Source organism: Streptomyces africanus, assembly GCF_002150735.1.
Taxonomy (GTDB): domain Bacteria; phylum Actinomycetota; class Actinomycetes; order Streptomycetales; family Streptomycetaceae; genus Streptomyces; species Streptomyces africanus.
In genome coordinates this window covers 1-14,287 of record NZ_MUKA01000128.1, presented here as the reverse complement: position 1 = coordinate 14,287, position 14,287 = coordinate 1, and the positions used below count along the sequence as shown (strand labels likewise).

At 72.4% G+C, this 14,287-nt stretch carries 12 protein-coding genes; 5 read left to right on the top strand and 7 right to left on the bottom strand.

Going from position 1 to position 14,287, the window contains the following annotated elements; all coding sequences use genetic code 11:
• Positions 1-227: 227 nt before the first annotated feature.
• Positions 228-557 (top strand): WhiB family transcriptional regulator, encoded by a 330-nt coding sequence (locus CCL05_RS18110; RefSeq protein ID WP_086561542.1) that lies wholly within the window; start codon positions 228-230, stop codon positions 555-557.
• 129 nt (positions 558-686) lie between these two features.
• Here CCL05_RS18110 and CCL05_RS18105 read toward each other — a convergent pair whose 3' ends face one another.
• Positions 687-1,583, bottom strand: a complete 897-nt coding sequence (locus CCL05_RS18105; protein ID WP_086561541.1) for a LysR family transcriptional regulator — start codon at positions 1,581-1,583, stop codon at positions 687-689.
• A gap of 80 nt (positions 1,584-1,663) precedes the next feature.
• Here CCL05_RS18105 and CCL05_RS18100 point away from each other — a divergent pair, with 80 nt between their 5' ends.
• Together CCL05_RS18100 and CCL05_RS18095 are read left to right on the top strand one after the other, a co-directional pair.
• Positions 1,664-2,332, top strand: coding sequence for an MOSC domain-containing protein (locus CCL05_RS18100; RefSeq protein ID WP_086561540.1), 669 nt, complete (start codon positions 1,664-1,666; stop codon positions 2,330-2,332).
• A gap of 94 nt (positions 2,333-2,426) precedes the next feature.
• Positions 2,427-3,200, top strand: a complete 774-nt coding sequence (locus tag CCL05_RS18095) for an SDR family NAD(P)-dependent oxidoreductase (protein WP_086561539.1) — start codon at positions 2,427-2,429, stop codon at positions 3,198-3,200.
• On the opposite strand, the gene CCL05_RS18090 is transcribed toward CCL05_RS18095, so the two are convergent.
• Complete coding sequence (locus tag CCL05_RS18090; RefSeq protein WP_086561538.1) at positions 3,169-6,780, bottom strand: tetratricopeptide repeat protein; 3,612 nt, start codon at positions 6,778-6,780, stop codon at positions 3,169-3,171. The genes CCL05_RS18095 and CCL05_RS18090 overlap by 32 nt on opposite strands.
• Positions 6,781-6,875: 95 nt before the next feature.
• Here CCL05_RS18090 and CCL05_RS18085 point away from each other — a divergent pair, with 95 nt between their 5' ends.
• A complete protein-coding gene (locus CCL05_RS18085) occupies positions 6,876-7,583 on the top strand; it encodes an ester cyclase (protein ID WP_086561537.1) in 708 nt (235 codons plus the stop codon).
• Between the two features lie 72 nt (positions 7,584-7,655).
• Here the strand turns inward: CCL05_RS18085 and groL are convergent, their stop codons facing one another.
• The 4 genes from groL to CCL05_RS18065 form a co-directional block, all read right to left on the bottom strand.
• Complete coding sequence (gene groL, locus CCL05_RS18080) at positions 7,656-9,281, bottom strand: chaperonin GroEL (RefSeq protein ID WP_086561536.1); 1,626 nt, start codon at positions 9,279-9,281, stop codon at positions 7,656-7,658.
• Between the two features lie 116 nt (positions 9,282-9,397).
• Positions 9,398-9,706: a co-chaperone GroES gene (groES, locus tag CCL05_RS18075; RefSeq protein ID WP_003974211.1), complete on the bottom strand. Its 309-nt coding sequence runs from the start codon at positions 9,704-9,706 to the stop codon at positions 9,398-9,400.
• Between the two features lie 340 nt (positions 9,707-10,046).
• Positions 10,047-10,784 carry a polysaccharide deacetylase family protein gene (locus CCL05_RS18070; RefSeq protein ID WP_086561535.1) on the bottom strand — a complete coding sequence of 246 codons (738 nt, stop codon included), beginning with the start codon at positions 10,782-10,784 and terminating at the stop codon, positions 10,047-10,049.
• Entirely contained in the window at positions 10,781-11,704 is a 924-nt protein-coding gene (locus CCL05_RS18065) for a polysaccharide deacetylase family protein (protein ID WP_086561534.1), read from the bottom strand. Before CCL05_RS18065 ends, CCL05_RS18070 begins: the two co-directional genes overlap by 4 nt.
• 142 nt (positions 11,705-11,846) lie before the next feature.
• On the opposite strand from CCL05_RS18065, the gene CCL05_RS18060 reads away from it, so the two are divergent.
• Positions 11,847-13,010 (top strand): class I SAM-dependent methyltransferase, encoded by a 1,164-nt coding sequence (locus tag CCL05_RS18060; protein WP_086561533.1) that lies wholly within the window; start codon positions 11,847-11,849, stop codon positions 13,008-13,010.
• 3 nt (positions 13,011-13,013) lie between these two features.
• On the opposite strand, the gene CCL05_RS18055 is transcribed toward CCL05_RS18060, so the two are convergent.
• On the bottom strand, positions 13,014-14,276 hold the full coding sequence (locus CCL05_RS18055) for an RNA polymerase sigma factor (protein WP_086561557.1): 1,263 nt from the start codon (positions 14,274-14,276) through the stop codon (positions 13,014-13,016).
• Positions 14,277-14,287: the final 11 nt, after the last annotated feature.

Here is a 14,287-nt window from a genome sequence, read left to right as displayed (position 1 = left end):
GGCGGCTGACATCTTCGGCACTCTACGTGAGGGGCCGGACACGGTGCAGACATGCGCAACAGACCCGCGAACTTTCATCACAACCTATGCCCCGTTCGGATCTATTTCTTCCGCTTTGCCAGTGTCTGGAGCTAGATTCGCAATGAGTCATATTTTCATCTCCTTAGATCGTAGTTGTACGGTCGTTGACACCGGATCCGCCCAAAACGGCTACAAGGGGTCACGTAATGGCAGATTTCTCCCGCCTTCCCGGACCGAACGCGGACCTGTGGGACTGGCAGCTGCTGGCTGCCTGTCGCGGGGTGGACAGCTCGCTCTTCTTCCATCCGGAGGGCGAGCGCGGTGCGGCTCGGAGCGCTCGCGAGAACTCGGCCAAAGAGGTCTGCATGAGGTGCCCTGTGCGTGCCGAGTGCGCCGCCCACGCGCTGGCGGTGCGGGAACCGTACGGCGTGTGGGGCGGACTGACCGAGGACGAGCGCGAAGAGCTGATGGGTAGGGCGCGCAACCGGCTGGTGTCGGCGTCGACATCCGGCGGGCACGCCGCCTCGAACACCTGAAGGAACGTTTCTGCGAGACAGGCACGCACACGCGTGCCGTTGGTTTTGACGCGCCGGCGCCGTGGCGGACGCGCCCGCGCTGTGGCTGGGACACGCTTGCGCTGCGCCCGGGGCACGCCTGCGCCGTGGCTAGCGGTGGGCGGCCCGTGCCAGTTGGCCGAGCGTCGCCGCGACCGCCGGGACCTGTGCGAGGTCCGGCAGGGTGAGCGCGACGATCTCCCGGCGCACCGCCGGTTCCAGCGTCACGGTCCGTACCCCCCGGGGCCGTACGGACTCGATGGCCAGCTGGGGCAGCACGGCCACGCCCAGACCGGCCCCGACCAGGCCGGCGACCGCGGGGTAGTCGTCGGTGGCGAAGTCGATGCGCGGGGTGAAGCCGGCCGCCGCACAGACCTCGACGAGCTGGCCGCGGCAGCGCGGGCAGCCCGCGATCCACGGTTCCCGCGCGAGGTCGCCGATCGCGACGGACTGCGCGCCCGCGAGCCGGTGCCGCTCCGGCACGAGTGCGACGAGCCGGTCGGTCAGCAGCGGCCGTACGACGAGGTCCTCCCACTCCTCGGCGCCCGCCGCCCCCTCGTAGCGGAAGGCGAGCGCCACGTCGCAGTCGCCCTCGCGCAGCATGCCGACGGACGCGGGCGGTTCGGCCTCCTCCAGGAAGACCCGGGTGCCGGGGTGCGCGTCGCGCAGGGCGGCGAGGGCGGTCGGCACGAGCGTGGAACTCCCGCTGGGGAAGGAGACGAGCCGGACCCGGCCCGCGCGCAGCCCGGCGATGGCGGCGACCTCCTCCTCCGCGGCCGTGAGCCCGGCGAGGATCCCGGCGGCGTGCCGCACCAGCGCCTCGCCGGCCTGGGTCAGGCGCATCTCGCGTCCCGTACGGATCAGCAGGGGTGTGCCGACGGAGGCTTCCAGGGCCTTCATCTGCTGGCTGACGGCGGGCTGGGTGCAGCCCAGTTCGCGGCCCGCGGCGGAGAAGGAGCCGGTGGCCGCGACGGCGCGCAGGACACGGAGATGACGGGCTTCGATCACCCTCCGAGGATAAGCGACCCTTTGGAGCCGCTCCGAATAATGCGTCGACGCTTTGGGGACGGGTCCCCTACCGTGCGGGCATGAAGCTTCTGTCTGTGAATCTGGGCCGTGCCAAGGCTGTGCCGTACACGGACAACCCGGAGGGTGTGACCGGAATCGACAAGCGGCCGGTGGACGGGCCGGTGCGGGTCTCGGCGCCCGGGCCCAAGGGCGTCGGCGGGAGCGGGCTGGCCGGGGACGCGGTGTGCAAGCTGGAGCACCACGGCGGCGACGACCAGGCGGTCTACGCGATGGCGCGCGAGGACATGGACGCGTGGGAACGCGAGCTGGGCCGGACACTGCCCGACGGGGCGTTCGGCGAGAACCTCACGACGCAGGGTCTCGACGTGTCCGGCGCGCGGATCGGCGAGCGCTGGCGCATCGGGTCCGAGGTGGTGCTGGAGGTCACCTGCGGGCGGATCCCGTGCCGCACGTTCCAGGGCCATCTGGACGAGAAGCAGTGGGTGAAGCGGTTCACGCAGCGGGGCGCGCCCGGGGCGTATCTGCGGGTGATCGAGCCCGGTGCGATACGGGCGGGCGATTCCGTCGAGATCATCCACCGCCCCGAGCACGACGTGACCGTGGCCCTCCAGTTCCGGGCGCTGACCACCGAGCGGACGCTGCTGCCGCGGCTGCTGCCGGCGGGCGAGGCGCTGCACCCGGAGTCGCTGAGGCTGGCGCGGGAGTACGCGGAGAAGCACGGGGTCTGACAGCCGCTGGCCGTGCGGGTCTCCACCGACCCTTCACCGGTGCGACCCCCGCACGGAAGCGGATGCTCACAGTCCGGGTCACTAACCTTCTGCCATGACAACGGCTCTGATTACGGGATCGACGGCAGGCATCGGGGCCGCGTTCGCGCGGCGACTGGCGGCGGACGGGCACAACCTCGTGCTGGTGGCCCGCGACACCAAGCGGCTCCGGGAGCAGGCGACCGAGCTGCACGACCGGCACGGCATCGAGGCGGAGGTGCTGACGGCCGACCTCGCCGAGGACAAGGGGATCGAGTCGGTGGCCGACCGGCTGGGCGACCGCAAGAACCCCGTCGACCTGCTGGTCAACAACGCCGGATTCGGCAACAAGGGCCGCTATCTCGACGTCTCCATGGCCGACGAGCTGCGGATGCTGAAGGTGCACTGCGAGGCGGTGCTGCGGCTGACGTCCGCGGCGACGGAGGCCATGCGGGAGCGCGGCCGCGGCGGCGTCGTGAACGTCGCGTCGGTGGCCGCGTTCGTCCCGCGGGGCACCTACGGCGCGTCCAAGGCCTGGGTCGTGCAGTTCACCCAGGGCGCCGCGCGTGACCTGGCCGGCAGCGGCGTACGGCTGATGGCGCTCTGCCCGGGCTTCGTGCGCACCGAGTTCCACGAGCGGGCCGGCATGGGGACGGACAACATCCCGGCCTGGATGTGGCTCGACGCGGACAGGCTGGTGGCGGCGGCACTGCACGACCTGGCCCGCGGCAAGACGCTGTCCATCCCGGACCCGCGCTACAAGGCGCTGATGGGGGCGGCGAAGCTGGTGCCGCGGGGGATGCTGGGGGCGGTGTCGTCTAGGACGGGGCGGAAGTACGGGCCGCAGTAGGAGCCCCGGTGTGCTGAACGCAGGCGGACTTCATCGCGTCGGCGGCCTCCAGCACGAGCACAACCGCGTCCGGTGCCTGCCCGAGGAGCGCGGGCAGGGCCGCCGCCCACTCACCGCCCTGGAGGGCCAGGGCAGCCAGGCGTCGGGCCTGTTCCCCGTCGGTCGTCGCGGCCGCGATGCACGCCCAGGCCCTGGACAGCGTCGCGGGGGTGGGCAGGGTCCGTGCGAGTTCCTCGGCGCGGGCGCACTCTCCCGTCCTGGCCAGTACCTCGACCAGGGCGAGCGTCCCGTGAGCGCGGTCGTACGGGTCCTCGATGGTGTGCAGCGTCTCCATGGCACGCTCGTGGTGCCCGAGGGCGGTCAGGGCCTCGGCCACGGCTATGGCCTCGATGTACCAGGCGGACCCGCTCGGCGGGCCCGGTGGCGGCATGGCGGCGAGCGCGGCCTCGGCCGCCTCCCGGTCCCCCGCAGCGGCCAGGGCCCTGACCAGAGCGCTCAGCTCCATCGGGGACGTGCGGTCGTACCCGCCCTCGATCGCGATCACTTCGTCGACGATGCGCCGTGCCCTGTCGGTGTGCCCCGTTTCGGTCATCGTCACGGCGAGCCGGCAGAGCACCGAGGCGAGGTCTCCGGGCCAGGCGCCCTCGCGCACACGGGCCTCGGCGGCTTCGACGTCGCCTGCTTCGGCCAGACCGCGAGCGAACGGCACGATCAGCGGCGACACGAATCCCGCGAGTGCGGGATCCGCCTCGGCCTCGGCCCTGATCACCGCTTCGGCCCGGGCCACCTCACCGGCTCTGGCCCACGCCCGCATCACCGGGCTCAGAAGACCGCGCCGCTCGAAGTCGTCAGGAACCCGCCGTGCCAGCATCTCCGCCCGGTCCGGCTCGCCCGTGGCCGTGCGGGCGGCGACCAGCGCCCGCAGGGACGAGATGTACTCCCACTCAGAGGCGTGCGGCTCGCTCCGGGGGTCCGCTACCAGCGTCTCGGTCCCGTCGAGCACCGCGAGCGCCGCTTCCCGGCGCCCCGCGTCGGCCAGCGCCGTGGCGGCGACGCCGAGCTTCCGGGCGGCCGTGAGCGGATGGAGCACTCGGGTCCGGCTCTCGACGTCCAGCAGGAGCCGCGCGGCCTCCTCGCGCCGTCCGGCCCGCGCCAGTGCGGCAGCCACCTCCAGCGACGCATGGGTGTGCTCCACCGGGTGGGACAGGGAATCGGCGAGCGTCCGGGCCCGGTCCGGGTTGCCGGACTGCGCCAGGGATTCGACGACCTCGTAGAGGGCTGACGGGCCCTCCGTCCGCGGGCCGAGGGTGCGGGCCAACTCCGCGGCCCGGTCGGTCTCGCCCGCGTCCGCCATGATGCGCACGATGGAGCACAACGTCGTCAACGCGACATTTGCGGCGGGGATCTGCCGGGCCAGGGCCTCGGCCTGCTCGTAGCGCCCGGCTCTCGCCCGAGCCTGTGCCACCTCCCGCAGCGCGTAGAGGTTCCCACGAGGTTCCGGCGTGCCGAGCAGTGCCTCGGCCCGGTCCAGTTCCCCTGCCCACGCCAGACACCCGGTCAGCTCCGCCGCGGCCGCGTCGTGGCCCGCCTCGCCGTGCAGGCCGGCCAGGAACGCCTCGGCCTGGTCGAACTCGCCCGCGTCGGCCAGGAGGTTCACCACGTCCTCGGCGTCCGCACGGTCCCGCGCCCGCGCCACGGCCTCGGCGCACAGGGCGTCAGCGCGTCGGTGCTGACCCGACGCGCGCAGTGCGGAGGCCAGGGTGATCAGCGCGCCGGCGCGGACGCCCGGCTCGGTGGCCCTCGCCATCATCTCCGCCTCGGCGTGCCGGCCCGCAACGGCGTGGGCCGCTATCACCGTGTTCTCCATACCGGTGCGGCACTCCTCGTTGGGCGCGCCGTCGACCAGGTCCTGTGCGAGATCCCACCGCTGGGCCGCGAGGCAGGCCTTGCCGACCCGAACGTACGTGTGGACGGCGAGGTGCTGGGTGCTGGCCGTCCGCGCGAGCGCTGCCGCCCTGTCGAACTGCCCGGCCCGGGCCAGGAGGTCCGCCACCGTGCAGCGCGCCACGTTGTCCCGGCCGTGTCCCTCGCCCTGGCGCGCCGCCTGCTCCGCCTCGGCGAGCAGGTCCAGCGCCCCGTCGCCGTCTCCCCGCTCCAGCAGCACATCGGCGACGGCGGCCAGGCCCATGGCCCGGCGATGACCGTTCGGGAGGCTGCGGGCCAGTGCGACGGCCCGGCCGGTCTGCCCGGCCAGGGCCCAGGCGTGCGGCAGGGAGTCCGGGGCGCCCGCGCTGCGGTCGACCAGCCGTTCCCGGTGGATCGCCAGGCGCAGTGAGTCGAGCGGCCGTCGCGCACCGCGCTCGATGATCAGGTCCTCGGTGAGGTGGATCTCGGTCACGGCGGACGCGTCACTGCCGGTGAGGGCCAGCATGCGCTCCTGCCGTCGGGTGTCCGCCCCGCACCGGAGCATCCGCTCCAGGTCACCGGTGGACCGGAGCATCCGGAAGTACCCCCGCAGCAGGTACTCCGGTGTCTCCTGCGGCCAGCCGCGCCCGCGCCACTCCTCGGCCCAGGCGTGCAGCTTCGCGCGGTAGAGGTCCGTCTCGGACGGGCCGAGCATCTCTTCCGCCTGGGACTGCAACTCCTCGTGACCGAGCAGGTAGACGTCGACGCGCAGGCCGAAGGTCCGCCCCGCCCGGGTGCGCAGGACGTCCCGCACCCGGTACGGAACCGCTCCGGTCAGCGCGGCCAGGTCCTCGGCCGTCAGGCCGCCGCCCGCCGCCGCCACCAGGCCGAGCAGGTCGTGCTCCAGGCCGCCCGCCTCGATCAGCCGTTTCAGCTCGCGTTCCGCCTCCGCGCGGATCGCCCGGGCGTACGGGGACGGCGACAGCGTCCGTACGATCGCGGGGTCGCGCAGCGGATGGTCCTCGGGTACGTCACCGGGCAGCGGCGGATTGAGCCGCCCCGCGACCAGCACCCGCATCCCGGCCTCCGGGCGGGCGGGCAGCAGGCTCGCGATGCTGTGGGCGTCCGGGCCGGTGGTGACGCCGCGGTCCTCGTCCAGGCCGTCGACCAGGAGGACCAGGCGTTCCCCGCGCTCGGCGCAGGCGCGGGCGGCGACGCCGTACAGGTACAGGAGATGGGCCTCGCGGGTCGCCACGGTCAGGTGGGCGGGCAGGGCCTGACCGGCCAGCTCCGCCAGCTGTTCGAGTACGACGTCCGCGTACGCCGCGACGTCGTTCTGGGCGCCCAGGCGGGCCGTGATGAAGAACGGCACGATCCGTACACCCTGCGGAGGGTGCAGGGCGAACCATGACAGCAGCGCCGTCTTGCCGGCCCAGGCGCCCGCGCGCCACCAGGCGTACGCCGGGCCGGAGTCGGCCGTGCCGAAGGCGGACAGCCCGGCCAACTCCTCGTCGCGATCGACGAGTCGGGGCGGGGCGATGCGGCGGACCTGCTCCCAGTACGCCGACCGCACCGCCGGGGCGAGCAGGATGCGGTTGTGATCGCCGGTGACGGCCACCGCGATGTCACCGCCCGCGGTCACCGACCGCTCCCCCCGCTTCCCCCACCAGCGCATGGCCTCATGATGCCAAAGGGCCGGGAGGCGACGAGCAGCTCTCGTTGGGACAATGGAGCTGTTCAGCCGGACCCAGGGGGGCCGGAGGCGAGGCCATGACCTTCGTACAGCTCATCGAATGCAGGACCAGCCGGCTCGACGAGATGAACCGGCTGATGGACCGGTGGGTCGAACAGACCAAGGGGAAACGGACCGCTACGCACAGTGTGGTGGCGAAGGACCGGGCCGACTCCTCGCACATCGTCGAGATCGTGGAGTTCCCGTCGTACGAGGAGGCGATGCGCAACTCCGGGCTTCCGGAGACCGACCGGATCTTCCAGGACATGGTGGCGCTCTGCGACGAGGCGCCGACGTTCACGGACCTGGACGTGGTGCGGGACGAGCAGCTGAACGCGGCCACGGCGCGCCGGTTCTTCGAGCTGGCACCCGGGCAGGGTGCGGCGCCCGCGTTCAACGACGTGTTCATCGAGGACTACCACGACCACGATCCCGCCAATGTGCAGGACGTCATCGGGCTGGACGCGTTGCGGCGCGAGGTGGAGGTGTGGCGGGGCGGGTTCGACTTCTCGTTCACCATCGAGGACCAGCTCGCCGAGGGCGACCGGGTGTGCACCCGGTGGGCGTGGAAGGGGCACCACAAGGGTGAGTTCCTCGGGATCCCGCCGACCGGGAAGGACGTCACCATGACCGGGACGACCGTTTACCGCTGCGCGCCGGACGGGAAGCTCGCCGAGGGCTGGTGGCAGTACGACCGGCTGGGGCTGATGCAGCAGCTCGGGGCGCTGGACCCGCTGGAGTTGTGACGGGATCCACTTACGGGAGAAGCCCCCGTTCCGCGCGAGGCGGGGCGGGGGCTTCTCGCAGAGGCCGGTGCCTCAGTGGGCGTGGCCGTGGCCGTGGCCCGCGGCGGCCGGCTCCTCTTCTTCCTTCTTCTCGACGACCAGGGTCTCGGTCGTGAGCAGGAGGGAGGCGATGGAGGCGGCGTTCTCCAGGGCGGAGCGGGTGACCTTGACCGGGTCGATGACGCCGGCCTTGACCAGGTCGCCGTACTCGCCGGTGGCGGCGTTGTAGCCGCTGCCCTTCTCGAGCTCCGCGACCTTGGAGACGATGACGTAGCCCTCCAGGCCGGCGTTCTCGGCGATCCAGCGCAGCGGCTCGACGACGGCGCGGCGGACGACCGCGACACCGGTGGCCTCGTCGCCGGTCTTGCCCAGGCTGCCCTCGAGGACCTTGGCGGCGTGGACCAGGGCGGAGCCACCACCGGAGACGATGCCCTCCTCGACCGCGGCGCGGGTCGCGGAGATGGCGTCCTCCAGACGGTGCTTGCGCTCCTTCAGCTCGACCTCGGTGGCGGCACCCACGCGGATGACGCACACGCCGCCGGCCAGCTTCGCGAGGCGCTCCTGGAGCTTCTCGCGGTCCCAGTCGGAGTCGGTGGTCTCGATCTCGGCCTTGATCTGGGCGACGCGGCCCTGCACGTCGTCCTTGTTGCCGGCGCCGTCGACGACCGTGGTGTCGTCCTTCGTGACGGTCACGCGGCGGGCGGAGCCGAGGACGTCCAGACCGACCTGGTCGAGCTTGAGGCCGACCTCCTCGGAGACGACCGTGGCGCCGGTGAGGACCGCCAGGTCCTGCAGCATCGCCTTGCGGCGGTCGCCGAAGCCGGGGGCCTTCACCGCGACGGCGTTGAAGGTGCCGCGGATCTTGTTCACGACGAGGGTCGACAGGGCCTCGCCCTCGACGTCCTCGGCGATGATCAGCAGCGGCTTCGAGGAGTTGGACTGGATGACCTTCTCCAGCAGCGGCAGGAGGTCCGCGATGGCGGAGATCTTGCCCTGCGTGATGAGGATGTACGGGTCGTCCAGGACGGCTTCCATGCGCTCCTGGTCCGTCACGAAGTACGGCGACAGGTAGCCCTTGTCGAAGGCCATGCCCTCGGTGAAGTCCAGCTCCAGACCGAAGGTGTTGGACTCCTCGACGGTGATGACACCGTCCTTGCCGACCTTGTCCATCGCCTCGGCGATGAGCTCGCCGACCTGCTGGTCCTGGGCGGACAGCGCGGCGACGGCGGCGATGTCGGACTTCTCGTCGATCGGACGGGCCGAGGCGAGCAGGTCCTCGGAGACGGCGGCGACGGCGGCGTCGATGCCCTTCTTCAGGGCGGCCGGGGAGGCACCGGCGGCGACGTTCTTCAGGCCCTCGCGCACGAGCGCCTGGGCGAGCACGGTCGCGGTGGTCGTACCGTCACCCGCGATGTCGTTGGTCTTGGTCGCCACCTCCTTGACCAGCTGGGCACCGAGGTTCTCGTACGGGTCCTCGATCTCGACCTCGCGGGCGATCGTGACACCGTCGTTGGTGATGGTGGGGGCGCCGAACTTCTTGTCGATGACGACGTTGCGGCCCTTGGGGCCGATCGTCACCTTGACCGTGTCGGCAAGCTTGTTGACGCCGCGCTCGAGGGCGCGACGGGCGTCCTCGTCGAACTTCAGGATCTTCGCCATGGGAGCGTGAGCCCTCTTCCGGAATCAGGGTTAACGGCACTGCGCCCCGGGCGCCCGGCTTCTTATCGATCGCGGGGGGCCAGGGGCGCAGCTCAAAGCAATGTGCTTGGGGTGAATTACTTCTCGACGATCGCGAGCACGTCACGGGCCGAGAGGACGAGGTACTCCTCGCCGTTGTACTTCACCTCGGTGCCGCCGTACTTGCTGTAGAGCACGACGTCGCCGACGGAAACGTCGAGCGGAAGACGGTTGCCGTCCTCGAAGCGGCCCGGGCCCACGGCCAGGACGACGCCCTCCTGGGGCTTCTCCTTGGCGGTGTCCGGGATGACCAGGCCAGAGGCGGTGGTCTGCTCGGCGTCGAGCGGCTGGACCACGATGCGGTCCTCGAGCGGCTTGATGGCAACCTTGGAGCTGGTGGTCGTCACGATCCGACCTCCCCCTTCGGAGATCTCACGGGGTTAACTGTCTGAGGTGGCGACCAGGTGGATCCGTCGTCGCGGGTGCCGGACCTGCCCGTCGCTGTGTTGGCACTCTCCAGTGGGGAGTGCCAGAGCCGAGACTATGACTGCGATTAGCACTCGGTCAAGCGGAGTGCCAATTGCCGGCGGCGCGTCGGCCGGTTCCGATGTCGCCGTACGTCTGTGCAGGTGCTCGGCGTCGGTGTCCTGGTCTTCCGGGGGCTGCCGCCCCCGGGCCCCCCGCTTCGGCCTGGACGGCCTCGTCCTCAAGCGCCGGACGGGCTGAACGAAACCGCCGACCGAGACGTCAGAGGTAGTCCTCCAACCGCCCCACCCGCAGTTCCCTGCCCTCGATCTCCCTCAGCAGGCGCCGAGTCCGTTCCGTGAGCGTCAGGGAGGCACTCTCATCGGACGGAACCGAGATGACGTCGCCGGGGCGCAGGGCGGGCTTGCCGCGGGTGTACGTCAGGGCGCCGTCGGCGTTGAGGGACGCCCGCCACAGGACGACCGCCCGGATGCCGCAGTCGGCGGCGGCGCGCAGGGTCGTCGTGTCGTACCTGCCGTAGGGCGGGCGGAAGAGGCGGGGGCGGATGCCGAAACGGGAGTGGAGTTTGTACTGCTGGCCGCAGACCTCGGCGCGCTGGCTGGCGTAGGGCAGGCCGCGCAGGGCGGAGTGGTCGAGGGTGTGGTTCTGGAGGGACGCGCCGACCGCGCGCAGCCGGGCGAAATGGCCGTAGCCGGGCCCCACGACACTGTCCGTGAGGAACATGCTGACCGGAAGCCGCCGTTCGCGGACGAGGCCGACGAAGGAGGGGTCGCGCTCGGCGCCGTCGTCGTAGGTCAGGAAGACCACCCGGTCGGGGGTGCCGACGTGGTCCACGACCGGCGGCAGGCCGCCCCGGTCCGGCCCGCGGACGTCGCTCGACGCGTGCGCCGGCGACTGGCCCCGGCCGTCCGCCTCCGCGCGCTCCCCCGCGGCCCCGGCGCATCCGGCCAGCAGGATCACTCCCGCGCACACCACGGCGGCCGGCGACCGCCGCCTCACAGGTAGTCCTCCAGCCGGCCCACCGCGTATCCCTGGGCCGTGACCTTGTTCAGGAAGCGGCGGATCATGTCGGGCATCGTGCCCCGCCACTGGTCGCGGCCGCGGAAGTGGGTGAGGACGATGTCGCCCGGGCGCAGTCTCCGGTCCCCCTCGCGGTACTCCCAGTGGTCGGCGAAGACCTCCTCGTTCCAGAGGGGCGCGTACTCGATGCCGCAGGCCTTGGCGGCGCGCAGGGTCGCCCTGTCGTAACTGCCGTAGGGCGGGCGGAAGAGGGTCGGGCGCTTGCCGTAGCGCTTCTCGATGAGGCGCTGCATGCCGCAGATCTCGCGCTTCTGCGCGCGGTACGACAGGCCCCGCATGAGGCGGTGGCGGAGGGTGTGGTTGTTCAGGACCACGCCCCGGTCCTGCATCTTCTCGAAGTAGCCGTAGTCGTTCCTGATCAGGTAGCCGCTGAGGAAGGCGCTGTACGGGACCTTCAGGTCGCTCATCATCCGCAGGAACGCCGGGTCCTTCTCCACGCCGTCGTCGATGGTGAGGAAGACGACCTTGTCCCGGGTGGGGACGGTGGTGAAGACGGGCGGGAGGTGCAGTCTCCGGTGGCCCTTCACCTCGAAGCCCTCGCGGGTCCTGATCCGCGGTTTCTTCGCGGGGGCAGGCGGGGCGGTCAGCGGAACCGTCCTGAGCCTCCAGCGCTGCGCGGCGGCGACCCGGGCGGCGTGCGCGGCGCGCAGTTTGGAGGCGTAGGAGTCGAGCGCGCGGGCCGGGGGCGCGTCGAGGGGCTGCTGGCCGCCGGCCGCGGGGACCCGGCCGGTGTCGCCCTGCGCGCAGCCCGAGGCGATGGCGGCGAGGGTGAGTACGGCGATACCGATCCGCACACCGCCAGATGCCCGGATTTTGTCATTTTGTACGACTGCTCGCATGATGCGGGATCCTCGCAGCCGGTCTCCCCGGATCGGCCCCGACACCGCGACGGGCGGCACACCATCCACCGAGTGGCCCACACAGGGTCCGGCCGTTCCACCGCCCACACCGCCCGCCCCACCCGTGGCCCACAATGATCCGGTGAACGACCTCGCGCTCCTCCTCACCCCCGAAGGCCGCGTCCTCCTCGACGAGGTGCGGGACACCGATCCGGCACAGGAGCTGACCGTGGCTACCCGGCTGCGCCGTGAGCACCCCGCCGAGCTGGTGTCGGCGGCGCTGGGCCAGGCGCGGCTGCGGCAGCGGGCAGTGGTGAAGTTCGGGGCGCAGGACGCGGGGCGGATGTTCTTCACGCCGAACGGGGTGGAACAGTCGACCCGGGCGAGCGTGGCGGCCTACCGGGCGCGGCGGCTCGCGGAGTCGGGCGTGACCTCGGTCGCCGACCTGTGCTGCGGCATCGGCGGTGACGCGATCGCGCTGGCCCGGGCCGGGATCCGGGTGCTGGCCGTCGACCGGGATCCGGCGGCGGCCGCAGCGGCGCGGGCGAACGCCGAGGTGCTGGGGCTGGCCGGCCTGATCGAGGTGCGGGAGGCGGAGGTCACGGAGGTGGACACGGCCGGTTACGACGCTGTGTTCGTCGACCCGGCCAGGCGCGGCGGCCGGGGCCGGATCTTCGACCCCGAGGCGTACTCACCGCCCCTGTCCTGGGCGGTCTCCGCGGCACGCCGAGCCCCTCGCACCGCCGCGCTGAAGATCGCCCCCGGTATCCCGCACGAGGCGGTCCCCGAGGACGCCGAGGCCGAGTGGATCTCCGACGGCGGCGACGTGAAGGAGGCGGTGCTGTGGTTCGGCACCGAGCCCGGGGCGGTACGGGCCACCCTGCTGCCGGGCCCCCGCACCCTGCTCTCCCGCGGCCTGCCGGACCCGGAGGTCCGTCCGCCCGGCCGTTACCTGTACGAGCCGGACGGCGCCGTCATCCGGGCCCACCTGGTCGCCGAGGTGGCCGAGGAGCTCGACGGCGGGCTGCTGGACGCGACGATCGCGTACGTCACCGCGGACGAGCTGCGCCCGACCCCGTACGCCACCGCCTACGAGATCACCGACCACCTCCCCTTCAACGTCAAGAAGCTGAAGGCGCTGCTGCGGGAGCGCGAGGTCGGCAACCTCACGGTGAAGAAGCGGGGTTCGGCGGTTGAGCCGGAGGAACTCCGCAGGAAGGTCAAGCCGCACGGTCCGCACGCGGCGACGGTGTTCCTGACGCGGGTGGCGGGAGCGCCGGCGATGCTCATCGGGCACCCGGCCTGACCTTCAGGACTGCTCCGCCGCCCGCCGCAGCAGCAGGTCCCGCTCCCGCTCGTTGCGCGTCAGCGACGCCGCCCGTTCGAACTCCGCCCGGGCCTCCGCCGTGCGTCCCAGGCGGGCGAGCAGGTCGCCGCGGACGCTGGGCAGCAGGTGGTAGTCCCGCAGGGCGGGGTCGCCGCGCAGCGCCTCGATGAGGGGCAGGGCGGCCTCCGGGCCCTCGGCCATCGAGACGGCCACCGCGCGGTTCAGTTCCACGACCGGGGACGGGATACGGGCGGCCAGGAGGCCGTACAGCGTGGCGATGCGGGGCCAGTCGGTCTCCTCGTACGTGTACGCGTGCGCATGGCAGGCGGCGATGGCGGCCTGGAGGAGGTACGGGCCCGGGGCGCCGGAGGAGGTGGACTCGGCCCTGCCCAGCGCGGCGACGCCGCGGGCGATGAGCATGCGGTTCCAGCGGGCGCGGTTCTGGTCCTTGAGGAGGACCGGTTCGCCGGAGTGGCCCGTGCGCGCCGCCGTGCGGGACGCCTGGAACTCCAGGAGCGCGGTCAGGCCGTGCACCTCGGGTTCCTTCGGCATGAGGCCCGAGAGCACCCGGGCCAGGCGCAGGGCGTCCTCGCACAGGGACGGGCGGAGCCAGTCGTCGCCGGCCGTGGCGGCGTAGCCCTCGTTGAAGACGAGGTAGATGACGTCGAGGACCGAGCCGAGGCGGGCCTCGCGGTCGGGGCCGTAGGGCACCTCGAAGGCGACGTTCCGCGTCGCCAGGGTGCGTTTCGCGCGGACGATGCGCTGGGCGACGGTCGGCTCGGGGACGAGGAACGCGCGGGCGATCTCGGCCGTGGTCAGGCCCCCGAGGAGGCGCAGGGTGAGGGCGGTGCGGGCCTCGGTGGACAGGACCGGGTGGCAGGCGGTGAAGACCAGGCGGAGCAGGTCGTCGTCGATGTCGTCCGGGTCGGCGGGCTCCTGAGGGGGCGATGCAGCCGGCAGGTCCCGGCCGATCTCCGCCAGCTTGCGGGCGTAGTTCTCGCGGCGGCGGACCAGGTCGACGGCGCGGTTGCGGGCGGTGGCCATGAGCCAGGCGCCCGGGTTGTCGGGCACCCCGTCCCGCGGCCACCGCTCCAGCGCGGCGACCAGCGCGTCCTGCGCGAGTTCCTCGGCGATGCCGACGTCCCGGACGACCCTGGCGACGCCGGCGATGATGCGGGGCGACTCGATGCGGAAGACCGTCTCGATGGCCTCGGCGGTCCGGTCGGGCCGGGGCGCCGGGGCCATCGAGACGGTCT

Bases quoted from the DNA above. Each gene is read 5' to 3' on its own strand.
- CCL05_RS18100 (WP_086561540.1), top strand. From the start codon at position 1,664: ATGAAGCTTCTGTCTGTGAATCTGGGCCGTGCCAAGGCTGTGCCGTAC.
- CCL05_RS18065 (WP_086561534.1), bottom strand. From the start codon at position 11,704: ATGCGAGCAGTCGTACAAAATGACAAAATCCGGGCATCTGGCGGTGTG.
- CCL05_RS18090 (WP_086561538.1), bottom strand. From the start codon at position 6,780: ATGCGCTGGTGGGGGAAGCGGGGGGAGCGGTCGGTGACCGCGGGCGGT.
- CCL05_RS18110 (WP_086561542.1), top strand. From the start codon at position 228: ATGGCAGATTTCTCCCGCCTTCCCGGACCGAACGCGGACCTGTGGGAC.
- CCL05_RS18055 (WP_086561557.1), bottom strand. From the start codon at position 14,276: ATGGCCCCGGCGCCCCGGCCCGACCGGACCGCCGAGGCCATCGAGACG.
- CCL05_RS18095 (WP_086561539.1), top strand. From the start codon at position 2,427: ATGACAACGGCTCTGATTACGGGATCGACGGCAGGCATCGGGGCCGCG.
- groL (WP_086561536.1), bottom strand. From the start codon at position 9,281: ATGGCGAAGATCCTGAAGTTCGACGAGGACGCCCGTCGCGCCCTCGAG.
- CCL05_RS18085 (WP_086561537.1), top strand. From the start codon at position 6,876: ATGACCTTCGTACAGCTCATCGAATGCAGGACCAGCCGGCTCGACGAG.